Raw genomic sequence first — 23,363 nt, 5'->3', positions numbered from 1 at the left:
CCACTTCCTTACAACCCTCCTCTTATTTTCTAGGTAGAATATCATCATCAGGTTTCATGGAATTGCTATAGTATTGGGCTTTATATTCTATGAATGGAAATGTCAAACCGCTGACACCATATTTAGGATTATAACCGAATACATTAACATATTCAACCAGATCATTACGTTCTCTTTTTAATGCTTTAGTAACTTCATATAATGCCTTTGTATCATCAATTGCCCTGTGGAAATGAACTTCTTCCACATCATAATGATGAACAGCATCGATTAACTTATGAGGATACTTCTTTCTGTCTTTAAGAACCGTATATGTATCAATCCAATTTAAACTTGAAACTATATTATCCGCTTCTGCGGGAAAATTTCTTTTTAAAAGATAATAAATAAAGGACAAATCAAACTGCGCATTGTGTGCAATCATCAATGTATTTGGAGTTAATCTCTCCTTTAAATCTTGAGCAACACTTTCCTCTTCAATACCATCATTTTTAATCATGTCATTGGTAATGCTTGTAATTTGAGTAATTCCTGGTGGAATCGGCTCATGAATATTAATAAATTCATCATACTCTTCCATAATTTCCCCATTTTCTACAGTAACCATTGCAAGTTCTATAATCTTACAGTTCCTAAAATCCAAACCCGTAGTTTCTGTATCAAAAAATATTATTTTAATTTGAATTCCCCACATTATCATTAATTAATAATATTTTATGGCCAATAGCTAAATAATATTTTCTGATTAGATATTTTAGAAAAATGAAAACTAAAAATTAATTAAAAATAACTGCTAAAAATATTATTAATATTAGGTGATATTATGGATGACAAAGAAAAAGTTATTGAAGCATTCAAAAACTCTGAAGAACCTTTGAACGCTAAAAAAGTCAGCGAACTTTCCGGTGTTGAGAAAAAAGAAGTAGACAAAATCATGAAAGAATTGAAAAAGGATGAAACCATTGTTTCTCCTAAAAGATGTTACTGGACATTGAACGAATAATTAAGAACTAGTGGAGTTTCAGGAAATATATGCTGAAATTTCACATATTATTTTTTTTATCAAAATTATATTATTTTTAAATGTCATCAGCCAAAATAATTACAATGAAAAAAATATATCTGATTTTTCCAATCCTATCCGGAATATTATTCGGTTCAAGCGGCATATTTGTCAGAACATTAACGCAAAACGGAATCGATGCAACAACACTACTGTTTTTAAGGTTTTCAATAGCAATTCCAGTTCTCTTAATTGCAATTCTTGCAACGGATAACAAACTATTGAAAGTCAGATTAAATGATTTTAAGCTGTTAATAATTACTGCAATATGCATTGTAGGCCTAAATCTATTCTACAATACAGCCATGAATACGATTTCTTTGTCAATAGCGGCAGTGCTTTTAAGTTCAGCACCCGTTTTTGTAATAATAATAGCATACATTATTTTTAGAGAAAAAATAACAAAATCAAAAGTATTGTCAATACTCCTGGTTATTGTCGGTTGCATATTGACAACAGGACTGATTGAAAATAATGTATCGAACATATCAACAATCGGATTAATCGGAGGTATCGGAGCAGCAGTTTTCTGGGCAGTCTACACCATAGCATCCAAAAAGTCCCTTGAAAACGGCATGCACACATACACAATATTATTTTATTCGATTATCCTACTGTCAATAGCTTTAATTCCATTTACAAGTTTTAACCAGATTACGGCATTTGTCAATGCAGATATATTGTCAAATACAGCATTTCTGATTCTGCATTCAACGTTTTCCTTTGCAATGCCATATATCCTGCTTACGGTATCACTTAACCATGTAGATTCGGGTAGCGCTTCAATATTGACTTCAGGAGCAGAACCATTGGCCGCATTAACCTTCGGGATGTTGATTTACAGTGAAATTCCAACAATATTAATGTTTTTTGGAATAATAATTACAATACTTGCATTGATTATACTTGCAAAAAGTGAAAGTTAAAAAACAATAAATAACAATAGTTAATTAAGGTGAAACGATGGCTGAAGATTATCACGTTATTGAAGCATTAGGTAAAACCAAAGTAGTTATAGAAAACGGAGAAGTGACATATGTTGGAGACCCTTTAGTTGATTACTGTCCAATTTTTGATAAAATCGATGATACGAAACATCTGACAAAAGATTTCATTAAATGGAATATGGAAAAAAGAATTCGTGAGTTTGGAATGTGCACTCCCCAAAGAGTTGTTAAAATGCCGGATGTCTTAAGCTTTGGAATATCCGAGATTTTAAAAACCAATACCGAACTGGGATTGATTGACTGTGTTGTGGGGGTTTGTGAAGGAACAGGAACACTATTAATAACCGATCCTGAAATAATTCAAGGAGTTGGAGGGAGAGTTTCAGCCCTTGTAAGCACTACACCAATACCAGAAGTCATTAAAAAGGTCGGGGTTGAAAATGTGCTTAATCCTGAAACTGCCGAATTAGATCCTATTAAAGGACTCCAAATGGCAATAGACAAAGGTTTTAAAAACATTGCAGTTACAATTCTTCCATCAGAAATAATAAATGATATTCGCCAATACCCCACACCTGAAGATGTCAACGTTTACATTTTCGTAGCACATACGACAAATGCGGACGATAATGAAGTGGAAATCTCATTTAAAAATGCAGATGTCATTACAGCATGCGCTTCCGACAAGGTCAGGAAGTATGCTGCAAAAGAAAAAGTTTATTATTCCGGTTCTAAAGTTCCGATATTTGCCATAAGCGAAAAAGGCAGGAAATTTTTAGACAACCGTCTTGAAAAGATAGGAAAAGATTTAACAATTAATGATTATCCTCTTGATTTAGAAAATCATCCAAATCCTTTAGTTTAATAAAAATATGAATAAAATAATATAAATCAGCATATACAACATGAAATTATGAAAAAAATCTATTTGATTTTACCTATTCTTTCAGGAATACTATTCGGGTCAAGCGGAATTTTTATTAGAATTCTCACCCAAAATGGAATGGATCCGGCAACACAATTATTTTCCAGATTCATTATCTCAATTTTTATAATGCTTATAGTAATTCTGATAACAGATAAAAACTTATTGCGAGTAAGTTTGGATGAATTAAAACTCCTGATTATCGCTTCAATCAATATTATAGCACTTAATCTATGTTTTACAATTTCAACAAATACCCTCCCATTATCCCTTGCCGCAATACTTTTAAATTTAGCGCCTGTTTTTGTTATTGTATTTGCATACATAGCATTTAAAGAAGAAATAACAAAGAAAAAACTTATTCCAATGATACTAATTATCATAGGATGTATTTTAACAACAGGACTTTTGGAGAGAAATACATTAAACATATCCGCAATTGGAGTTCTGGCAGGAATAGGTACGGCATTTTTCTGGGCGAATTATAACGTTGCATCCAAAAAATCCGTTAAAGAAGGAACACACAGCCACACATTATTATTTTACACAACAATATTAATGACCGTCATGTTAATTCCATTTACTGATTTTAGCCAGATTACAACATTTGTTAATGTTGATGTCGGCGCAAATGGAGTATTTTTAATCTTAAATGCATTGCTGGCATTTATACTGCCATACGTTTTACTTGTAGAATCAATGAACTATATTGACGTAAGTAGCGTAGCCATATTTACTGCAGGTGCAGAACCTCTTTCCGCATTATTATTCGGAATAATATTATATGGGGAAATTCCAACATTATTAATATTTATTGGAATTATAATAACAATAATAGCCATTTCAACACTTTCAAAAAATGAATATGAATCTTGACGCATTACTTTAGGAAAAATATATATTTAATATCACCATAATTATAAACATTAAATATAGAGGTGATTTCATGAACGAATTAACTCGAAATGAAATTAATGAAATATTTTATAAACTAAAACTTCCTAAAGAAAACCTTAAAACCAAAAATTTTGAAGTATGGGAAGTTCCACCAATTAAAAAGAATGTACATTATTATTCTAGTTCTGAATAATATTGATGTATTTAATTTAAAACAAATTAACTAAAAATGTGATTATAATGCCATCACTAATTGAAATTAAAAAAGAAATAGATAGTAATCCGATAGATAATCTTAAAAAATATGTGAAATTATTATCCGAGCATACAAACAGAAATGTAATTTTATATTATTCCGGTTGGTTAAATGTTTCACCAGATAATCCAGTTAGTATTAATGATAATGACATGAATGGATTTATGGCTATGACCCACGGATTAACTTTTGAAAAAGGATTGGATTTAATATTACACACCCCCGGAGGTAGTGTTGCTGCTACAGAGTCCATTATTAATTACATCAATCAGATGTTTAATGGAAATATAAGGGCAATAATTCCCCAATTGGCAATGTCTGGAGGAACTATGATTGCTTGCTCCTGCAATGAAATAATTATGGGAAAACAATCAAGTTTAGGTCCTATTGATCCACAAATTTTAGGAGTGCCTGCTCAAGCCATAATTGATGAATTTATCACTGCTAAAAAAGAAATTAAAGAGGACCCATCATGCATTCCCTTATGGCAACCCATAATAGGAAAATATAGTCCTACTCTTTTAGACTCATGCCAACATGCAATCAAATGGTCGGAAGAGATATTATACAAATCTTTAGAAAGAAATATGTTCTACAATCAAGATGATGCACCAATTGAAAAAATTATGAATACATTAGCTTCTCATCAAAACACAAAAGCACATAATAGACATTTATCTCTCAAAAAATGTAGTGATATTGGTTTAAATGTTTCTGCATTAGAAAATGACAATAAATTACAGGATTATGTATTATCAATACACCACTGTTCTATGGAAGTTTTTGAACGAATGAATGTCTACAAAATTTTTTGTAATCAAAAATCACCCCTGAATTATATGTACAGTTAATAATTATTCTCATCTTTACATACTTTGTTAATTAAAGAATATCCCTGTTTAATTAATCAACATCAAAAATAACTCCCAGAATATAGAGTAAAAAAATTTAAATTATATAATTAAATACTTTAATAAACATAATTATTTTATCAAAGTTAATTTAAATGAGGGAATATTTTGACTCAAAAAAGCGAAGCAGTAAAAGGCAATATCACACAGGAAATGAAAGATGTTGCAAAAAATGAAAATATTGAAGTTGACAAGCTAGCAAGATTAATAGCTGATGGGAAAGTTGTTATTCCCAAAAACATCAATAGCCATGCCAGAGCATGTGGTATCGGTGAGGAACTTTCAACCAAAATCAATGCAAATATCGGATCATCCAGCAAAATTGATGATTTGGATTTGGAAATCAACAAGGCAAAATTGGCTGTTGAATATGGTGCAGATGCCATAATGGACTTGTCAACAGGTTCTGACTTAAAACTATTTAGAAAAAAAATAATGGATGCAGTGGACGTTATCATAGGAACTGTACCGATTTATGAAGCAGGAGTTGTTACCCTGGCTAAAGGAAAAGAAATAGTTGATATGGACCCTGATGATATTTTTAAAGCTATTGAAAATCAGGCACGTGAAGGTGTTGACTTTATGACACTTCACTGCGGAATTACAAAAGATTTAGTTTCCAAACTGGAAAAACAAAAACGTATGATGGGAATTGTAAGTCGTGGAGGTACATTCATGGCCTCATGGATTAAGCATAATGAACTGGAAAACCCTTTATACGAAAATTACGACTATCTTTTAGAGTTATCCTATGAATACGACATTACATTATCTTTAGGTGACGGTTTAAGGCCAGGCTGTTTGGCTGATGCAAGTGATATTCCCCAAATTCAAGAATTAGTTAACCTTGGCGGCCTTGTTAAAAGAGCACAGGATGCAGATGTACAGGTCATGGTAGAAGGACCTGGACACATGCCTTTAAATCAGATTAAATCCAATATGGAAATCCAAAAAACAATATGTCATGGAGCACCATTTTATGTATTGGGACCTCTCGTTACTGATTTGGCACCTGGCTATGACCACATTACCTCCGCAATAGGTGGAGCAATAGCTGCGAGCAGCGGAGCTAACTTTTTATGTTATGTAACGCCTGCAGAGCACTTGTCACTTCCTTCCCTTGAAGACGTTAAGGAAGGAGTCATTGCATCCAAAATAGCTGCTGAAGCCGCTGATGTTGCACGTGGACTTCCACAATCATGGATTAAAGAGCGACAAATGGCAAAAGCAAGAAAGGAATTTGATTGGGATGCCCAGTTTGACCTTGCATTCGATAAGTCAAAACCAAGAACATACCGTGACAAATGTGAACTTGACGATGATGAAATGTGTGCAATGTGCGGAGAATATTGTGCAGTAAAAATAGCAAAAGGCGATTTCTGATGAAATATCAAGAATTAGTAGATGTATATTCAGCTTTGGAAGCTACAACAAAACGTTTAGAAAAAACAGACATTATTGCAGAGTATCTAAAAAAATTAGATGCTGATACAATAGGTAAAGTGGGACTATTACTTCGTGGAGGAGTCTTTCCGGCATGGAGCTCAGAAGAAATTGGTATTGGAGCCAAATTAGTTGAAAGAGCTGTTGCAGAAGCCGTAGGAACTACACAGGCCAAAGTTGAAGATGCAGTTCGTGATGAAGGAGATATCGGTCTTGCATGCGTTAAACTATATGCAAAAAAGTCCCAAATGACATTTTTCTCCCAGCCCCTGACTATTAACTTTGTCTTTAATAGCCTTCAGAAATTATCAAAAATAAGCGGATCACGTTCTACTAATCGTAAAATCGCAATCATATTGGAATTATTATCACAGGCTTCAGCTACAGAAGCCAAATATTTAACCCGTACCATCACAGAAGAACTTAGAATTGGTGTTGGAGACGGTATTGTTCGAGACGCAATAGCACAGGCCTTTGACATTGATAAGGCAATTGTTGAGCGGGCACAGATGCTGACCAATGACTTTTCCGTTGTTGCAACCACAGCATTTCTGGAAGGTGGAGAAGGTTTATCCAAACTTAATTTGACTCCGGGAACTCCAGTTAAACCAATGCTTGCACAGCTTTCACCACCAGTGGCCGAAATCATTCCGGAAATGGGAACTGCAATTTGTGAGACCAAATATGACGGTATCAGACTGCAGGTTCACAGAAACGGCGATGAAATAAACATTTTCACGCGCAGACTGGAAAATATCACCAATGCACTTCCGGAAATCGTTGATTTGTTTAATGAATACCTGCCTCATGAGGACTATATCGTTGAAGGCGAAGTGATTGCTACCCGTGACGGTAAGCCGCTGCCTTTCCAAAACATTTTGCATAGAGTAAGACGTAAATACAATGTTGAAGAGGCAATGGAAAACGTTCCTTTAAAATTATACTTATTTGATGTCTTATATTATAAAGAACCTATGATTGACGAACCGTTGATGGACAGGAGAAATACCTTAGAAGCTATTGTGGACACCAGCGTTGATGAAATGAATTTAAGTACGATGATTGTCGGAACGCCAGACAACATTGATGAAATTGAAGAACTCTTTAACTCATCCATTGCGGCACATCACGAAGGAATCATGATTAAGGATGCTTCAGAGCCATATATTCCTGGAATTAGAGGTAAAAAAATGCTCAAATATAAAGCAGAACCTGAAACCTTAGACATGATTGTTGTCGGCGGAACATACGGTATCGGTAAAAGAGGAGATTTCGTCGGGTCTTATCTTGTAGCACTCAGAGATGAAAATGACGAATTTAAAACCGTGGCCTATGCTGCAACAGGTCTTGATGATGCTACTTTGGAATACCTAACCAAGAAAATGAAAGAAATTGAAATTACAACAAAAGGCCGCGAAATTATTGTTGAACCTAAAATCGTTTTAGAAATTGCATTTTCCGAAATTGTAGAATCCCCGGAATATGAAACAGGTTATTCAATAAGATTTCCGGTTGTCAAAAACATCAGAAAGGATAAGGGACCAAAAGACGTGGATACTGTTGAAAGATTACTTTCAATGTATGATGCACAGTGAGGTGATAGGATGGAATGTCTGCAATGCGGTGAAGAGTATGATGAGGATTTTAATGACGACTGCCCATACTGCGGATGTTCAAAGGATGCTGTTGAATGTCCAGATTGTGGTTCAGCAGTTGATGACGACGTAACCTGCAGTGTATGCGGATACATGCTTCATGACGGCTATGAGGATTATTATGGCATAGACTCTGAAGATGATGAAGACGATGATTCATTTGAAGAAGATAATGACTTTTTCGAAGAAGATCCCGGAGACAATATATGTGAAAACTGTACCTACTGGCAAACACACCGTTTAGGATCTGCTTATGGAATGATATGTCAAAAAAGCGGCGCAAATACCGACCCTGACGATTCATGCGGATATTTCAGCAAGATGTTTCACTTTTCAAACTACGGCGATGAAGGCCAGTACAGTTTTATCGACACAGAACAGGAAAAGAAAAGAAAACTGGATAACTGGCGCAACAGAAGATTCTAAACCCAGACAATATAACCGAGTTGGAACAATTTAACTCGATTAAATACTATCCCATTTATTAAGCATAAAGTCAAATCCAAAAGCATGGATATTACAGATGACAAATTATTAAGAATAGCTTTAGTAACCTCTTTAATTGGATTGATTGGATTAATACTCTTTACTCCATCAATTGAAGTTAAAGAAGTTAAAATAAAGGATATAACCCGTGCAATGATTGATGAAGAAGTAAGCATTAACTGTGTTGTCAGTGATGTGAAATCCTCCAAAAGCGGCAGCAGTTATTTTTTAACGATTAATGACGGGACCGGCCAGATTCCATTGATTATTTTTGAAAGCCAAATCGCCCAGATGCAATCGAATAAGCTGGAAATTGAAGATTTTAAAGATAAAAAGGTTAATGTTGTCGGAAAGATTACCGAGTACAATAATGAAATGGAAATCGTTCTCTCGAGTGGGGACAGCCTGAAAATAATAAGTTAAAATTATACTTATTAATGAATAGTTATTTATTAATTGAAATCAAAAAGTACTATAATAAAGCTTATAGGAATTTATTAATATGTCAGAGAAAAAAAGATTATTCGGAACTTTCGGAGTTAGAAGAACTGCAAATGATGTTATGACTCCTGAATTTGCATCAAGGCTCGCAGCATGTTACGGAACTCAAATCCAAGGTACTGTTGCAGTCGGTGGAGATACAAGAACAACCAGCCCAATGTTAATGGAAGCCGTAAAGGCCGGACTTTTATCATCCGGCTGTGACGTTGTGGATTTAGGAATCCTACCGACCCCAGGTGTGCAATATGCTGTTCGTAAATATTATGACGGCGGAGTGATGATTACTGCTTCACACAATCCTCCAAAATACAATGGTATTAAATTTTTAGATGAATATGGTATCGGCATTCCTGATGAAATGGATTTGGCTATTGAAGAGTTATACTTTGACAGTGAACCGAAAAGAGCAGAATGGTTTGAAATCGGTCAAATTTACCATAACGATAAAATAATTGATGAATATATTGATGAAGCAATCTCAAAAGTTGATGCTGAAGCAATTAGAGAAGCAAACTTGAAAGTGGTAGTTGACTGCGGATCCGGTGCCGGAGCTTATACCGCACCATACCTAATTCGTAAATTAGGCTGTGACGTAACAACCCTCAACTGTCAAGCAGATGGAGCATTTCCTGGACGTGACCCTGAACCTATTGAAGAAAACCTTCAGGAATTAATAAGTGTTGTAAAGGAATTGGGAGCAGATATCGGTCTTGCTCACGACGGAGATGCTGACAGGACAATCTGTATTGATGAGAAAGGAAACTTCGTTTTAGGAGACAAAACCTTCACACTTGTTGAAAAACAGATGCTTAAAGAAAACGGCGGAGGAATCATTGTAACTACCGTCGCAACCTCCCAGGCAATTTATGATATTGCTGATGAATACAATGGTGAAGTAATAGCTACTGCAGTTGGAGATTTACTTGTTGCTCGTGAATTACATGAAAAAGACGGATTATTCGGTGGAGAAGAAAACGGCGGTTTGATTTTCCCAGACTTTGTTTATGGAAGAGATGCAGTAATGACTGTAGCCAAAATCCTGGAAACCTTGGCTTTGGAGAAAAAATCATTATCCGAGCTAGTTGCTGAACTTCCGGTTTATTATGCAAGCAAAACCAAAATCGAATGTCCTGACGATTTAAAACAGGATGTCATGGACAACATAGCTGAAGAGATTAAAACCACAACAGATTTCAAATTGGATTTAACTGACGGTGTTAAAATCTTAAAAGAAGATGGTTGGGTTATTATCAGACCTTCAGGTACAGAACCTATTTTCAGATGCTTTGCTGAAAGTGACTCACAGGAAAAAGCTGATGAAATGACTGAATGGGGTCTCGGTTTAATTAAAAAATACAAAGGCTAAAATTGGAGTAACTTTTACTTCAATAATTTTACTTTTTTGATAAATTAAAATATAGTTTTACGATGAAACTATTAAAATAATTAACTCTTTTTTTAAAATAAATAATTTTAGATTATAGAAATTATAAAAATTATGGTGGCATCTACATTAAAAGTTATCCAAACATTCTTCTTTCAGGAAAAATGCATCTTCATTGTCGGGATTTCTAAGGAGCACCTTATTGAAACTGTCAACTGCTTCTTCAAACTTACCCAGTTCCATTAATACAACACCCTTATTTAATAAAAAGTCAATATTATATTTTTCTAAAGAAATTGCCGTATTAAAACATTCCAATGCCTCATCATACTTACCCAAATCAATATAGGCATTACCCATCCTGTTGATAGCATCGGCATCCATTTCAGAGTCATCAAGACAGACTTCCACAGCCCTGTCGAAGGATTCAATGGCCTCTTCCAAACGGCCCATATCAGATAAAAGGTTTCCTCTGGCATTCCATACTTCAGGATTTTCACTGTCAATGACAATAAGCTTATCGTAAACCCTTAAAGCCTTATCATATTCACCTAAAACCTCCAAAATAAAGCCTCTCCAGTACAGTACAATAGGGCTGCTTGGAGAATAATTGTAAGCAATAGTGCTTGATTTATAAGCGCCATCCAAATCTCCTGCATTTAAAAGGGCGATAGCCTTGTTATTTAGGATATAAACATTATCAGGTTCAATTTCCAAAGCCTTATCGTAACATTCAATGGCATCATCAAACTTGCCGAGCCTTGAAAGGTTATCTCCCTGTTTATTTAAAAGGTAAACGTCATTGGGATCGATTCTTAAAGCCGCATCATAACACATTGTTGACTTGTCAAATTTACCGCTGTCAAAAAGAATATCTGCACGTTTGGTAATCATTGATTTTTCGTCGATTTTATCTCCTTTCCAGTCATCAATATCCAACTTTTCAAAATAAATTACCTGAAACTTATCGGAGGCATCGACTCGACCACCATACATTTTTTTAAATTCCCTTAACATATCCTTTGAATCTTTAAAACCTTCTTCACGTGCTATTTCATCATTGCCAATAATTTCTTCAAAAGCAATGTCTTCAACATCGGTGACAATGGCTTCAAAAATCTTCATTTTTTCTTTTGAAACAAGATTCCAGTAACAGTATAATCTGTCACCTTTTTTAAGAGGAGTTTTCCAAAGTTTTCTGATAGTTCTTCTTTTTTTACCTGTAATTACATCAATATCATTACTGGAAAATGATAAAATCGGCATTTTGGACCTCCCATTAATTTATTCGATTATCTGTTCACCAAATTCTGCACTTTTTACTTTAACGATTCCATCAAACAATGGCTTAATGTCTCGAGCCAATTTTGCTAAATCGTGAGGATTAGGAACCTCCACTTTTTCCAAAGCAGGATCTAAAACGTTTTTATTTCTGAACTGCTGAATGGTGTAAATATCTCCTTCAACATCAAGGACAAGATTGTGAATATCTTTTTTAGTGTGTAAAGTAGGAACATAAGTGGTTCTGACTTCCAGGCGAACGTTTTTATCGGCATTTAAAAGTTTCATTGATTTTTTAACTTGATAACCTACATTTGAGCCCGTGACTTTTCTGTATTTTTCAAAAGGCGCTTTAATATCCAGTGAAACGAAATCCAATAATTCCAATTCCAATAATCTTTCAATTTTTTCGGGATAAATTCCGCTTGTATCAAGCTTTGTTTTAAGGCCTATACTTTTAATGTAAGTAAATAATTCGATTAATGCATCCAGTTGCATCAATGGTTCACCGCCAGATATGACAACCGCATCAATGAAATCAGCTGAATTATCTATTTCCGCTTTTATTTCTTCAAAAGTCTTTTGAGTATTGTCCTCCAATAGCTCGACATTGTGACAATATCTGCAGGCAAGAGGGCATTTGGACATGAAAATAACCAAAGACATATTTCCATGGAATTCAACTGAAGATATTAAAGTACCGCCAACATACATTAGTCTACTACCTCATGAACGATTTCAATGAATCTTTTATTTTCTTCCATAGTACAGATACTAATCCTTATCCAATATTCATCCAAACCCTTAAATGAAGTGCAGTCACGTACGATTATGCCTCGTTTCATGAATTCACGAGTGATTTCTGCTGCAGTATAACCGGTATCCTTAACGCCAATTAAAATAAAATTGGATTTGGATGGAAATACATTTAAAGAATCTATTTTAGACAGTTCATCGATTAAATAATCCCTGCTTTCAATTCCATCCTTAATGGATCTTTCAATATAATCCTTATCCTTAAAGGTATTGACCGCTGCAACATAAGACAATCTTGTTAGGGAAAATACGGGTTTGATTCTGTGCATATATTCGATTATTTCTTCACAGGAAAGACCGTAACCTATTCTCATTCCGGCAAGGCCCAATACCTTGGACATTGTTCTGATTATGAAAATATTGCCATATTCATCGATTAAGTCTTTATTGGTGACTTCTGAATATTCAAAATAAGCCTCATCAATGACAATTAAGATATCAGGATTTTCACCGGCTATTTTTATCAAATCATTTCTATCGATTAAAGTTCCGGTAGGATTATTAGGACTGCATAGAAACATCATTTTGGTTTTAGGAGTAATCTTATCATAAATTGAGCCTACATCCAAAGCATTCTTATCCAAATCCCATCTGGCATAAACAGGTTTGGCCCCATATTGCTTTAAAAGATATTCATAATACATGTAGGACGGCAAAGGTACGATAAACTCATCACCAGGTTCAATGAAGGTTTTTGCCAATACATCAATGATTTCATCAGCACCATCCCCGCCAATTATTACCTGAGAATCTTTAACGCCGGAGTATTCTGCCGCAAGATGAACAACTTCCTTAAGCTGGGATTCGGGATACCTGTTAATGGAAAGGGATTCCTCCGCAATAGCTTCAATGGCTTTTGGAGACGGACCCCACGGGTTTTCATTTGATCCCAATTTAATAATATCTTCCTTTTTTAATCCGAATTCAGCAGCTATTTCATCCTGTGATCTTCCGGGAACATATGAGTCCATATCACTAACAATTTGTCTTGGTTTCATGGTTTAATCTTCCTTATACTGTTTGGAAAGTTTTACATAGTTATCCGCATTATCTTGGATATGTTGAATCTGTTCTGGAGTTGTTTCTTTAATCAATTTGGCCGGAACACCTAAAATCAAACTGTTTTCTGGAAATTCCTTTCCTTCACTTACAACAGCACCGGCTCCAACGATTGAGTTTTTACCTATTTTAGCGCCGTTTAAAACTGTTGCATTCATTCCTATTAACACGTTGTCTTCTAAAGTGCATCCGTGAATAACTGCTCCGTGACCGACAGATACATTATCCTTGATTTCCACCGGAAAGTCCTTGGAACAGTGGACTACACAATTATCCTGGACATTGGAATTATTTCCTATTTTAATTGGAGCTGTATCACCTCTTATAACAGCACCATGCCAAATAGAAACATTTTCACCGAGTTCAACATCACCAATTACTTGAGCACCAGGGCATATTACAATAGAGTCTTTTTTATTTTCCATAATATCACTAGTTTTTTTAATTTTTGTCGTCTTTATTCTTGTCTTGAATAATATGATTTTGTTTTAATAATACTCTTGTATCTGAAGGTAAATCTTCGTACAGTAAAACATTAGAACCGATTGTGGAGTTGGAACCGACTTTTACACCAGGAGAGAAACTGGAATTGATTCCTGTTTTTACAGAGTCTCCAATAATAGCTCCAAGCTTACGTCTTCCACTGTCCTCCATTGAATCTTTGATTTTGGTTTTAATGTTTGCATTATCAAAACGTAAATTAGCAATGTTAGTTCCTGCTGCAACGTTACAGTTAGAACCGATTACAGAGTCTCCAACATAACTTAAATGACTTACATTGGTATTTTCCATGATAATTGAGTTTTTAATTTCAACTGCATTACCTACATGGACATTATCACCAAGGTAAGTGTTACCGCGAATATAACAGTTAGGGCCTACATCACAGTTTTTACCAATGTAAACATTACCTTCGATGTAAACTCCTGCTTTAATGACACTTCCTTCACCCAAATGAACTTCACCATGAAGATGTGCCCCATTTTCAACTTTACCTTTAATTTTAGTCTTTAAATTACCGATCAATTCTTCATTAACTTCAATAAGCTCCCATGGTCTTCCAACATCAATCCAATCCTTGTCTGTTTTATGACCTATGACCTTTTTGCCTTCATCAATCTGCATGGATACAGAATCGGTAATTTCATATTCTCCTCTTTCAGAGATTTCTGTCTTTTCGATTTTTCCAAAAATATCTTTATTGAAGACATAAATACCAGTATTAACCAAATTACTTGGTGCATCTTCTCTTTTAGGTTTTTCAACAATGCTTTTGATGTTTCCGTCTTCTATTTCAACAACACCAAAAGCGGAAGGATCTTCTACTTCAGTTAAAACCATCAATGTATCAGGTTTCAACTCATCATATTTTTCAATGATTTCATGAATAATCACATCATCAAGTATAATATCCCCATTTAAAACAATTAAACTGTCTTCAATGAAATCTTCACCATACGAGATAGCATTAGCTGTTCCTAGGAAATCTTCTTGTGTTTTATAAGTGATATTTACACCAAATTCAGAACCATCACCGAAGTAATCCCTTACAATTTCTTCCTTATACCTGACAATTAATAGAATATCCTTGATACCATTGTTTTTTAATGCTTCTATGTTATATTGAATAATTGGCTTACCAGCGACAGGCAACATGGTTTTAGGCTTCGTAAGTGTTAATGGCCTCATCCTTGAACCTTCACCAGCACTTAAAATTATTGCTTTCAATTTTATTACCCCATTTAAATTAAAAAATTATTGTAAAATATTATGTTTTTTCTAATATATTAATTTATTAAGAATTTTGTCAAATAAGTAATTTTAAATATAAGTATCAATACAATTAAAATTATATTGGCAATGCTAATAAAAAAATAAGGAGATAATAAAATGACTATATATGTTTGTTTACACTGTGAATACAGATTCGATACAGAAAAAGGAGATCCTGCATACAACATTCCTGCTGGTGCAACACCTGCAGACATGCCTGATGACTGGGTATGCCCAGAATGTGCAGCTCTCGGAATAGAAGCATTTATCGCAGAAGAAGAATAAATCTTCTTCTAACTTTTATTTTTTTATTATTGCATTAAACCAAACATCACCCAACTTAAATAAATTGTTTTCATGTATGAAAATAGTTAAAAATTCTTTTAAAAAAAAAGTTAAAGATGAATAAAATTCATCTAAATATTGTCGTTTATTATTTTTTTACAGGCTTCATTAATTTCATTAGCTCTTTTTTCATCACGGGACTCTAAAGTGATTCTGACATAGTCTTCAGTTCCGGAAGGCCTTACTAAAACCCAACTGTCATCGTTAAATGTTAATCTAACACCGTCAATAGAGTTAATGTCTTTAATGTCATCAAATTCTGCTTTTAACAAATCTTCCATATTTTCCATTACTTTGATTTTTGCTTCTTTAGAACAGGTTATTTTTTCACGGATATTTGGATAAGATGGAATTTCTGCAAGCAAATCTGATAATTTTCCTTTTTTGGATACTAATTCAGCCATTCTAAGACCGGATAAAATTCCATCAGGACACATACAGAAATCAGGGTGCAGCCAGGTTCCTGAAGGTTCTCCACCGAATGCAGCATTCTTTTCAATGATGACTTCCGCCACATTAACGTCACCGACAGGAGTTCTGAATACTTCACCGTTAACTGATTCATCCATACATAATCCCGCATCGACTGTTGTTACAACATCTCCGTCAAATTCTTTGGATATTAATGCTAAAAGGGAATCAAATGGAGAAATATTACCGTTTTCATCAACAGTTATCATACGGTCTGCATCACCATCATGAGCAATACCCAAGTCTGCCCCAATAGCTACAACAGTTTTCATTAAGTTGCCGAGGTTTTCAGCATTAGGTTCGGGATTTCTTCCGGGGAAAAATCCGTCCGGCTGGGAGTTAAGGGTTGTTACTTCACAGCCTGCTTTTCTAAATACTAAAGGTGATATTTCGCTTCCCGCACCTGATGCGCAGTCAATGACAACTTTTAAGCCAGGTTTAATTTCAACGAGGTTTACCAAATCATCAATATATTGGGCTTTGATTTCCTCATTAATGGAAATTGAACCTACCTTATCCCAGGTTACTGATTCATATAACTTATTATTGTAAATATTTTCTATTTCTGCTTCCTGAGCTTGGGTGTATGCCATTCCGTTTTTATTCCATAGTTTGATTCCGTTATACTGTGAAGGATTATGGGATGCTGTCAACATGATACCTGCATCACCGTCAAGTTTTTCGGTTGCATAACCAACCAATGGAGTTGGAACCATTCCGATTTTAACTACATCTACGCCGCTTTCAAGTAAACCTGCACAAATAGCCTGATCCAACATTTTATTGGTTGTTCTTGTATCATAACCTATTACAACCTTACCTGAATTACCGAGATAAGTCGCAAGGGATTTACCTACATTTAAAGCAAGTTCACATGTTACTTCAGAGCCTATTTTACCTCTAATTCCGGATGTTCCAAATAGCTTTCCTGATGCCATTTAACTCACCTAAGCCCCAAATTTGTGTGCATAGTTCATTAAATCCATCATGATGTTCATTACATCGCTTCCACGGATTCTGTTAAGTCCGCCTTTTGCACATGCAACTTCTGAGAATTCGCATACGTCATCAACTCTTACTTCAGGACCTCTGATTATTACAGGAACTGGATCTCCTGAGTGGTTTAAAACAGATATTGGAGTTGAATGATCTGCTGTTAAGAAAATATAAACGTCTTCAAGTTTTATTAACTCACTCATGACAATTTCATCCACCTGTTCGATGAATTCTTTTTTCTCCTTGATTTGGCCGTCATGGCCTGCTTCATCTGCACCATCGATATTTATTAAGAAAAAGTCATGGTCTGAGTTTTTAACCTGATCAATGATTGTATCACGAATATTGTATAAATTGGTATCAATTCCACCAGTTACATCTTCCATTTCAATGATGTCCATTCCTGCAAATCTTCCTATTCCCATGATAAGACCGGTTTCTGCAATACAGGCAGAGTTGACTTCGTATTTATCATTTAAAGATTCGACAACAGGAACTTCTCCTGCACCACGAGGGATGATGATATTTGCTGGAGGTTCACCTTCTTCGATTCTTTTTAAATTAACAGGATGGTCTTTAACCATTTCATAAGATTTTTTGACTAATTGGTTTAAGATATCTGCAGTTTTTTGAGCTTCAGCGGAGTCATCCAAAGCTTTAACTTCTTTAGGTTTATTTCCTTCCACTTTAGGGTCTGCATCACTTACTTTATCAGATAAGCCTTCGCCTCTTAAAACTAAAACTGCCCTGTGGCCGGTGGATTCTTTGAAAATAATTTTAATATCTGGATAATCCTCTAAAACCATAGTATTCAATACGTCAACGATATCTTTGGTTCCTTCCTTAATTCTTCCGGCACGTCTGTCTGTGACTATTAAATCATCATCTGCAGTTGAAAAATTGCATCTGAATGCAATGTCACCCGGAAGCACGTCTACACCAACACCATTCGCTTCAAATGGTCCCCTTCCAGTATAAACTTCATATGGATTATATCCTAAAATGGACAAATGTGCTGTGTCACTGCCCGGAATAATACCCGGAGCAATTGAATCCATAATACCAGTAATTCCCTCACAAGCCATTTTATCCATATTTGGAGTATTTGCAGCTTGAAGAGGGGTTTGATTGTCAAGTTCTTTTATAGGACGGTCACCCATACCATCCATAATTAATACAATTCCCTTCACATTATCACCTTTAATAAATATACATTAATAATTCTATTTTTCAATGGTTATATAATTTAATATTCTTTAGAAAATTAATCTAGGTAAACGGCCTTATCTGGAAAATCTATTTAAGTATCGTTCGAAGTTAGGATTATTGCAGTTTTACTTTCCTCAATGGCCTTTGATTTATCAATGGACAATAATTAAGATATTTTAAAATATAAGATATTTTCTTTCAATGAATCTGTAAAAATAAGGTTTTTGTAAAAAACAGTAATTAAATAAGAATTATCCCAACAATTGCACCGGTAATCGTTGCAATTAAATTAACATGCTCATTTGTTAGCATGTTTGCCCTTTCAAAAGTTGCACCTAAAAAACTATCCATAAAGCATCCTACAGTACCGGATATTACAGACACTACAATAGCGGATAGGGGATTTGCAACAATACCTAAGAGATATGCAGATAATCCGATAATCAATGCCCCAATCATTCCAACAGCTGTACCAAGTACAGATACTGCACCATCAGTTCCTGGATCTACCTTTTGAAAAGTGGTGATTAATCTTGGCTGCTGTAAAATACCTATTTCGGAAGCCAATGTGTCTGCAGTTGCCGTTGCAATAGCTCCGATAAACCCTCCGACAAATGGCAAGTAATATCCTCCAAAAGCAGCCATCATGAATGCGACAATACCATTTGAAATAACATTTTTAGAAGATCTTCTTCCTTCATACTCACCTAAAGAGTGCTTATATTCTTTGGAGTATTTTGTTGCAAGCAATGATAAAACAAGGAATATCACTAAAAGAAGAAGCCAGTTGGCGCCGGCTGAAAATATGATTACAATACCCATTAACACCATTGTTAATGAGCCCAATAAATCAAGAGATTTTCTTTTGTATGTAATGATGCCTAAAATAAACAAAGCGATTACATAACCCCAATTAATCATTGCCGTTTCAACCATAATACCACTAACTATTAAACATTATATTTATACACCACAGTATAAAAATTTTTACAAAAGTATAAAAAAGTAATTGTTGAGGTATTTGTAAAAAAAATCGAAAATTATCGGCTAAAGTTAATTTTAATTAAAAAAAAGAAATTGTAAAAGTAATCTTAGTTGATTACTTTACTTTTGATGATTTCCACTCTTTTAAGTGGGTAGATTTTTTTAGCAGTGTGGTAAATTTCAGATGCTAATTTACCATTTACAGAAGATTTAACTAATTCTTCGTAAGTTCTTTCTGCTGCAGTTTCTTTGAGTAAATCTTCAATGACTTGTCTCATGTATTTTTGTTGGGAAGATTTTGCTCTTCTGATTGTTACTGCTAATACATGAAGTTTGATTCTGCGGTCATCTTTAGTTTTTACAATAGTGGAAGCATCGATTCTGGATGTCCCTCTTCTAATCATACTTCTTACGTAATCAGTAGTGGTTTTGTGACCAGTAAATTTGGTGGATGCAACATCACCAGCTACACTTTCAATTTCAAATCTGAGTTTAATGTATTGTTTTGAGAAGTCACCGGTTAATTCTCTCATTGTAACTTCTACGCCTCTTCCTATTAAAAGATCTGCATCTTTAGCTGGAGTTTCTCCAATTTCTTTTTCTTCAAACATTAATGGTGTTTTAATTGTATACCATGATTTTTCTTTCCAAGTGTCACGTACTCTACGTCTTGATTTTGCTTTTGCCATTATATCAACCGTTTTTTAATTTTAAAATATTTTTAATAATTTAGCGAATAGCTATTTAATTTTGAAAAATAGTCCTCAAATAGAGTATTTCATTAATCTTACATAAAATAATCTATAAAATGAAATTATAACAGATTATAGTTCTATAATCTCTTATTTGACTATTGTGAGTTCTTCTCACGTTATTTAAGGAATAATTTGTAATTTAGTTTTATTTAATTAAAACCCGCCCATAAAGGTTATTATTACATATTTTATTCATAGTATATAAATATTGTTAGAAAAATAACATGTAAATTGCACTGACAATAATCAGCACCGCAAAAATTTTCGGGATGAAACTTGTTTTTTTAACAAAGGATTCCAGATTGATTTTGGATATAATGAAACTTAAAGCCAGAAGCGTCAAACCGAATCCCAAACAGTATAATACAATATTAAAAGCAGCAAATAACGGATCAGCGGAAGTTACAAGAAGAGAAATCAATGATATCAGATAGGCACTGTAACATGGAACCCAAGCAACTGACGTTAAAAAGCCCAGTGAAAATGAACCGATGATTCCCTCATGATTAATAGGTTTTACATTGAAATTAAAGGAATAATTTGCCAGAATCAAAATTCCGATAATCAGAAGCAGAAATGATGAGAAAATTCTGATATAACTGATATACTGATAGACTGCGGCTGTAAAAAATGCAGTCAGGAAAATGATTACCGTGAAAATTGAAAACAAACCACAGATAAAAGATACAATTTCAGTTTTCGTTTTGGAATTTAAACTGAATCCTACAAATATTGGCAATATTGGAAGTATGCATGGTGACAATATTGAAATAACACCAGTAAAAAAAGAAATTAGAGGAAATAAATCCATTTACATCCCCTTAATGTAGTTTAAAAATTCATTTGCCTCAACATAACCGTCGATTTTACCAATCTGTTTTTGATTTGAATCCAAAAATATCATGGTCGGTGTTCCAAAGACCTGATACTTTGCTGCAAGCTGCGGATTTTTATTAATATCAACGATAACAGTTATGTAACCGCCCTTCAGTTTGGATATTAATTCTTTGTTTGATAAGGTATTTTCCTTAAGCAAATCGCAATAATAACAGCCATCCTGATCAAAAATCAGAATAATGCTTTTGTTTTGTGATTGTGCGTCACTGATTGCCTTGTTTGAACCTCTCCGGCTTTGTAGAAGCCGGAGATTCTTAGGCCGTACATATAATATTTACTTCACAATTACTTAGAAATATTTCTAAGTATTTTTGTGGAAACATATGTACGAAATCTACTAAGCTTGGCACCGGTGAACCAACGGCGCGTAGACCTTCGTCTAAAATATTTAATGCTGCATTCAAATCCCTTAATAAAGGAGCATGACAATGTGGGCATTCCCATTCTCTTTCTCCACGTTCTAAGTCATCATTTATTTCGCCACATGCCCAGCATTTTTTACTTGATGGGAACCATCTGTCGATTTGTACGAATTGTCTGTTGTACCATTTTGCTTTGTATTTTATCATTTCGACTAGTTTTCCCCATCCGATTTCGTGTATGCTTCTGCTTAGGTTGCTTTTAATCATTCCTCGAATGTTGAGCTTTTCCATTGCGATGAATCGATGGTGTCTGACTATGTTGTAGGATACTTTATGGTAGTAATCATTTACTACATTATTTTTTTTGTTTATCCATTTGTGGAGTTTTTTGAGAGTTTTTTTCCAGTTGGATCCACCTTGTTTTTGTCGTGCTAATTTTTGTTGGTAGTATTGTATTCTTCCGTTGATTCTTTTGAGGTCGGGTTTGGCTATCACTCGACCGGTGGAGAATGTTAGGAAGTCTGTTATTCCAAGGTCTATTCCTAGGTAGTATCCGTATGGAAATTCTTCTCGAGGATTTATTTTTTCTAGTTGGTATGCTATGCAAACGTACCAACGTCCGTTTTCTTTTTTAATAGTTGCTTCTTTGATTTTTCCATCTATGTCTCTTTTATGTTTGACTTCGATTAATCCAAGTTTGTTTATGCGGAATTTATCTTCTTCCCATCTTAGGGAGCCTTTGATGCCATCTTTTGTTTTGTAGTCGTTGTTTCGTAGTGTGATGGATGTTACTGGATTTCTTTTATATGATTTGAACTTGGGAAATCTTGTTCTATTGTTGTAGTATCCTTCATAGGCTTTTATTAGTCTGTCTGTTGATGCTTGAATACATGTTGATTCTGCTTTTTCGAGGAAAGGCTTTTGTTTTTTTAGAGATTTAACTATACCCTGAGTATAACTACGATTTACTTTAAATTTAGAGCCTATTCCAAATTCATTAACTAAATTACTGCGATAGATACTAAATTCCAATGCTTTGTTATAAACATAAGCACTAGCACGCATATTAAACTCCAATACTTTCTTTAATTCCTCATCAGGAACAAATTCACATTTATCCGTCAAAATAAAAAATTCTTCACACATAACCCCAAAACCAATCCACAACTAAATTATATTAATATCAAATATTACCATCCATTTCTTTAGAAAAAAAACATAAAATATTGGATAAATAAAAAAATGACCATTAATTTTAACTCCTAAAAGTTATAAAAGATAAAATCATTTAACAATTTAAACTAAATCAATCAAATACTATGTTTTTCTTCCACAACCATATTTATAATACTCCCATATATAAAGACTTTATCCGAGAGCATTTGACGACTAATCGTGCGACAAGCTAGGGTCTATTTCCCATTTAGAATCAGTGAAATTTAATTTCAATCCCAGTTATGACGGGATTTTCCCCATTGAAACTCATAATTAAGTGATTGATTATGGGGTTGCATGATATTATGCATAAATAAGTATAAAGCATTCATTGTATTTATGTGCTAGGGAAAGAGTGAAAAAGGTTAACGTAAGTGAACAATTGTAAGCTTCGTAAGTCAAGCCAATAGGTAGAATGCATCGTTAAATTTAATTTAACTAACTATTGTTGCGAATTCATAGGAACAATCAATTGATTAGGTGATTGTTTAGTCATAACCTTACAGTAATTTGCCGGAGTATAGATTGGACCTTAATTCATTCGTTTCTGAAGTAGATCAACTTGGTAAGCCTCACGAGGTCTCACAATAGTTTGTGAGTAAGTGGATTGTGAATGAAACCTAATTCCTTAGGAGGTAGAGGATATCAGAGAAAGCAAAAGCCATTAACAGTCGAAAGACAATAGGAAATGGGAATAATAACTATAATGGATACCACACCTTTGTGTGTGGC

The 23,363-nt window shown here is 34.3% G+C and carries 25 protein-coding genes; 12 read left to right on the top strand and 13 right to left on the bottom strand.

The genetic code is table 11. From position 1 onward, the window contains the following. Nucleotides 1–22: 22 nt before the first annotated feature. Complete coding sequence (locus ACKI44_RS09815; protein WP_407423904.1) at nt 23–694, bottom strand: PolC-type DNA polymerase III; 672 nt, start codon at nt 692–694, stop codon at nt 23–25. A 129-nt stretch (nt 695–823) separates the two neighbouring features. Between ACKI44_RS09815 and ACKI44_RS09810 the strand changes: the two genes are divergently transcribed. The 11 genes from ACKI44_RS09810 to glmM (ACKI44_RS09760) all read left to right on the top strand — a co-directional run bounded on the left by ACKI44_RS09810 (nt 824) and on the right by glmM (ACKI44_RS09760) (nt 10,450). Further along, the gene (locus tag ACKI44_RS09810) at nt 824–1,003 is read left to right on the top strand and encodes a MarR family transcriptional regulator (protein WP_407423902.1); all 180 of its coding nucleotides are present in this window, start codon (nt 824–826) and stop codon (nt 1,001–1,003) included. Between the two features lie 104 nt (nt 1,004–1,107). Then, nucleotides 1,108–1,989 (top strand): DMT family transporter, encoded by an 882-nt coding sequence (locus tag ACKI44_RS09805; protein WP_407423900.1) that lies wholly within the window; start codon nt 1,108–1,110, stop codon nt 1,987–1,989. A gap of 37 nt (nt 1,990–2,026) precedes the next feature. After that, a complete protein-coding gene (locus tag ACKI44_RS09800; protein WP_407423898.1) occupies nt 2,027–2,875 on the top strand; it encodes a methanogenesis marker 8 protein in 849 nt (282 codons plus the stop codon). A 48-nt stretch (nt 2,876–2,923) separates the two neighbouring features. Continuing rightward, nucleotides 2,924–3,811, top strand: coding sequence for a DMT family transporter (locus ACKI44_RS09795; RefSeq protein WP_407423896.1), 888 nt, complete (start codon nt 2,924–2,926; stop codon nt 3,809–3,811). A gap of 70 nt (nt 3,812–3,881) precedes the next feature. Next, nucleotides 3,882–4,025 (top strand): hypothetical protein, encoded by a 144-nt coding sequence (locus ACKI44_RS09790; protein WP_407423894.1) that lies wholly within the window; start codon nt 3,882–3,884, stop codon nt 4,023–4,025. 47 nt (nt 4,026–4,072) lie between these two features. Next, nucleotides 4,073–4,939, top strand: a complete 867-nt coding sequence (locus ACKI44_RS09785) for an SDH family Clp fold serine proteinase (protein ID WP_407423892.1) — start codon at nt 4,073–4,075, stop codon at nt 4,937–4,939. A gap of 168 nt (nt 4,940–5,107) precedes the next feature. Continuing rightward, entirely contained in the window at nt 5,108–6,382 is a 1,275-nt protein-coding gene (gene thiC / locus ACKI44_RS09780) for a phosphomethylpyrimidine synthase (protein ID WP_407423890.1), read from the top strand. Further along, nucleotides 6,382–8,037: an ATP-dependent DNA ligase gene (locus ACKI44_RS09775; protein WP_407423888.1), complete on the top strand. Its 1,656-nt coding sequence runs from the start codon at nt 6,382–6,384 to the stop codon at nt 8,035–8,037. The genes thiC and ACKI44_RS09775 overlap by 1 nt, the downstream gene beginning before the upstream one ends. Before the next feature lie 9 nt (nt 8,038–8,046). Next, nucleotides 8,047–8,523, top strand: coding sequence for a hypothetical protein (locus tag ACKI44_RS09770; RefSeq protein ID WP_407423886.1), 477 nt, complete (start codon nt 8,047–8,049; stop codon nt 8,521–8,523). Nucleotides 8,524–8,607: 84 nt separating this feature from the next. Continuing rightward, on the top strand, nt 8,608–9,006 hold the full coding sequence (locus ACKI44_RS09765) for an OB-fold nucleic acid binding domain-containing protein (protein ID WP_407423884.1): 399 nt from the start codon (nt 8,608–8,610) through the stop codon (nt 9,004–9,006). 79 nt (nt 9,007–9,085) lie between these two features. Then, complete coding sequence (glmM, locus tag ACKI44_RS09760; RefSeq protein WP_407423882.1) at nt 9,086–10,450, top strand: phosphoglucosamine mutase; 1,365 nt, start codon at nt 9,086–9,088, stop codon at nt 10,448–10,450. Nucleotides 10,451–10,597: 147 nt separating this feature from the next. Here glmM (ACKI44_RS09760) and ACKI44_RS09755 read toward each other — a convergent pair whose 3' ends face one another. Genes ACKI44_RS09755 through glmU form a run of 5 tightly spaced genes read right to left on the bottom strand, consistent with a single transcriptional unit; the run spans nt 10,598 to nt 15,358 of the window. Beyond that, nucleotides 10,598–11,734: a tetratricopeptide repeat protein gene (locus tag ACKI44_RS09755; protein ID WP_407423880.1), complete on the bottom strand. Its 1,137-nt coding sequence runs from the start codon at nt 11,732–11,734 to the stop codon at nt 10,598–10,600. Between the two features lie 18 nt (nt 11,735–11,752). Next, nucleotides 11,753–12,463: an anaerobic ribonucleoside-triphosphate reductase activating protein gene (locus ACKI44_RS09750; protein WP_407423878.1), complete on the bottom strand. Its 711-nt coding sequence runs from the start codon at nt 12,461–12,463 to the stop codon at nt 11,753–11,755. Further along, complete coding sequence (gene hisC / locus ACKI44_RS09745; protein ID WP_407423876.1) at nt 12,463–13,563, bottom strand: histidinol-phosphate transaminase; 1,101 nt, start codon at nt 13,561–13,563, stop codon at nt 12,463–12,465. The genes ACKI44_RS09750 and hisC overlap by 1 nt, the downstream gene beginning before the upstream one ends. Nucleotides 13,564–13,566: 3 nt before the next feature. Beyond that, nucleotides 13,567–14,049, bottom strand: a complete 483-nt coding sequence (locus ACKI44_RS09740; RefSeq protein WP_407423874.1) for a gamma carbonic anhydrase family protein — start codon at nt 14,047–14,049, stop codon at nt 13,567–13,569. Nucleotides 14,050–14,065: 16 nt separating this feature from the next. Next, entirely contained in the window at nt 14,066–15,358 is a 1,293-nt protein-coding gene (gene glmU, locus ACKI44_RS09735; protein WP_407424026.1) for a bifunctional sugar-1-phosphate nucleotidylyltransferase/acetyltransferase, read from the bottom strand. Nucleotides 15,359–15,514: 156 nt separating this feature from the next. On the opposite strand from glmU, the gene ACKI44_RS09730 reads away from it, so the two are divergent. Beyond that, the gene (locus ACKI44_RS09730) at nt 15,515–15,682 is read left to right on the top strand and encodes a rubredoxin (protein WP_295725593.1); all 168 of its coding nucleotides are present in this window, start codon (nt 15,515–15,517) and stop codon (nt 15,680–15,682) included. A gap of 131 nt (nt 15,683–15,813) precedes the next feature. On the opposite strand, the gene glmM (ACKI44_RS09725) is transcribed toward ACKI44_RS09730, so the two are convergent. The 7 genes from glmM (ACKI44_RS09725) to ACKI44_RS09695 all read right to left on the bottom strand — a co-directional run bounded on the left by glmM (ACKI44_RS09725) (nt 15,814) and on the right by ACKI44_RS09695 (nt 22,562). After that, nucleotides 15,814–17,151: a phosphoglucosamine mutase gene (glmM, locus tag ACKI44_RS09725; RefSeq protein ID WP_407423871.1), complete on the bottom strand. Its 1,338-nt coding sequence runs from the start codon at nt 17,149–17,151 to the stop codon at nt 15,814–15,816. Nucleotides 17,152–17,160: 9 nt separating this feature from the next. Further along, on the bottom strand, nt 17,161–18,399 hold the full coding sequence (locus tag ACKI44_RS09720; protein ID WP_407423869.1) for a 2,3-bisphosphoglycerate-independent phosphoglycerate mutase: 1,239 nt from the start codon (nt 18,397–18,399) through the stop codon (nt 17,161–17,163). Between the two features lie 259 nt (nt 18,400–18,658). Further along, entirely contained in the window at nt 18,659–19,354 is a 696-nt protein-coding gene (locus ACKI44_RS09715) for a TIGR00297 family protein (RefSeq protein WP_407423867.1), read from the bottom strand. 155 nt (nt 19,355–19,509) lie between these two features. After that, entirely contained in the window at nt 19,510–20,091 is a 582-nt protein-coding gene (locus tag ACKI44_RS09710; RefSeq protein ID WP_407423865.1) for a 30S ribosomal protein S3ae, read from the bottom strand. A 277-nt stretch (nt 20,092–20,368) separates the two neighbouring features. Beyond that, complete coding sequence (locus ACKI44_RS09705) at nt 20,369–20,968, bottom strand: cytochrome c biogenesis CcdA family protein (protein WP_407423863.1); 600 nt, start codon at nt 20,966–20,968, stop codon at nt 20,369–20,371. Further along, on the bottom strand, nt 20,969–21,265 hold the full coding sequence (locus ACKI44_RS09700) for a thioredoxin family protein (protein WP_407424024.1): 297 nt from the start codon (nt 21,263–21,265) through the stop codon (nt 20,969–20,971). Nucleotides 21,266–21,308: 43 nt separating this feature from the next. After that, nucleotides 21,309–22,562 carry an RNA-guided endonuclease InsQ/TnpB family protein gene (locus tag ACKI44_RS09695; protein WP_407423861.1) on the bottom strand — a complete coding sequence of 418 codons (1,254 nt, stop codon included), beginning with the start codon at nt 22,560–22,562 and terminating at the stop codon, nt 21,309–21,311. Nucleotides 22,563–23,363: the final 801 nt, after the last annotated feature.

Origin of the sequence: Methanobrevibacter sp. (assembly GCF_045646205.1) — an archaeon.
GTDB lineage: Archaea > Methanobacteriota > Methanobacteria > Methanobacteriales > Methanobacteriaceae > Methanocatella.
This window is presented reverse-complemented; position numbering and strand designations above follow the sequence as displayed.

What these genes read in the sequence shown, in the direction of transcription:
- ACKI44_RS09750 (WP_407423878.1), bottom strand. Translation starts at nt 12,463, where the DNA reads ATGTATGTTGGCGGTACTTTAATATCTTCAGTTGAATTCCATGGAAAT.
- glmM (WP_407423882.1), top strand. Translation starts at nt 9,086, where the DNA reads ATGTCAGAGAAAAAAAGATTATTCGGAACTTTCGGAGTTAGAAGAACT.
- ACKI44_RS09790 (WP_407423894.1), top strand. Translation starts at nt 3,882, where the DNA reads ATGAACGAATTAACTCGAAATGAAATTAATGAAATATTTTATAAACTA.
- ACKI44_RS09705 (WP_407423863.1), bottom strand. Translation starts at nt 20,968, where the DNA reads ATGGATTTATTTCCTCTAATTTCTTTTTTTACTGGTGTTATTTCAATA.
- ACKI44_RS09795 (WP_407423896.1), top strand. Translation starts at nt 2,924, where the DNA reads ATGAAAAAAATCTATTTGATTTTACCTATTCTTTCAGGAATACTATTC.
- ACKI44_RS09805 (WP_407423900.1), top strand. Translation starts at nt 1,108, where the DNA reads ATGAAAAAAATATATCTGATTTTTCCAATCCTATCCGGAATATTATTC.
- ACKI44_RS09715 (WP_407423867.1), bottom strand. Translation starts at nt 19,354, where the DNA reads ATGGTTGAAACGGCAATGATTAATTGGGGTTATGTAATCGCTTTGTTT.
- ACKI44_RS09740 (WP_407423874.1), bottom strand. Translation starts at nt 14,049, where the DNA reads ATGGAAAATAAAAAAGACTCTATTGTAATATGCCCTGGTGCTCAAGTA.
- ACKI44_RS09730 (WP_295725593.1), top strand. Translation starts at nt 15,515, where the DNA reads ATGACTATATATGTTTGTTTACACTGTGAATACAGATTCGATACAGAA.
- ACKI44_RS09765 (WP_407423884.1), top strand. Translation starts at nt 8,608, where the DNA reads ATGGATATTACAGATGACAAATTATTAAGAATAGCTTTAGTAACCTCT.
- ACKI44_RS09770 (WP_407423886.1), top strand. Translation starts at nt 8,047, where the DNA reads ATGGAATGTCTGCAATGCGGTGAAGAGTATGATGAGGATTTTAATGAC.
- ACKI44_RS09775 (WP_407423888.1), top strand. Translation starts at nt 6,382, where the DNA reads ATGAAATATCAAGAATTAGTAGATGTATATTCAGCTTTGGAAGCTACA.
- ACKI44_RS09815 (WP_407423904.1), bottom strand. Translation starts at nt 694, where the DNA reads ATGTGGGGAATTCAAATTAAAATAATATTTTTTGATACAGAAACTACG.
- ACKI44_RS09785 (WP_407423892.1), top strand. Translation starts at nt 4,073, where the DNA reads ATGCCATCACTAATTGAAATTAAAAAAGAAATAGATAGTAATCCGATA.
- ACKI44_RS09800 (WP_407423898.1), top strand. Translation starts at nt 2,027, where the DNA reads ATGGCTGAAGATTATCACGTTATTGAAGCATTAGGTAAAACCAAAGTA.
- hisC (WP_407423876.1), bottom strand. Translation starts at nt 13,563, where the DNA reads ATGAAACCAAGACAAATTGTTAGTGATATGGACTCATATGTTCCCGGA.
- ACKI44_RS09695 (WP_407423861.1), bottom strand. Translation starts at nt 22,562, where the DNA reads ATGTGTGAAGAATTTTTTATTTTGACGGATAAATGTGAATTTGTTCCT.
- ACKI44_RS09710 (WP_407423865.1), bottom strand. Translation starts at nt 20,091, where the DNA reads ATGGCAAAAGCAAAATCAAGACGTAGAGTACGTGACACTTGGAAAGAA.
- ACKI44_RS09810 (WP_407423902.1), top strand. Translation starts at nt 824, where the DNA reads ATGGATGACAAAGAAAAAGTTATTGAAGCATTCAAAAACTCTGAAGAA.
- ACKI44_RS09755 (WP_407423880.1), bottom strand. Translation starts at nt 11,734, where the DNA reads ATGCCGATTTTATCATTTTCCAGTAATGATATTGATGTAATTACAGGT.
- glmM (WP_407423871.1), bottom strand. Translation starts at nt 17,151, where the DNA reads ATGGCATCAGGAAAGCTATTTGGAACATCCGGAATTAGAGGTAAAATA.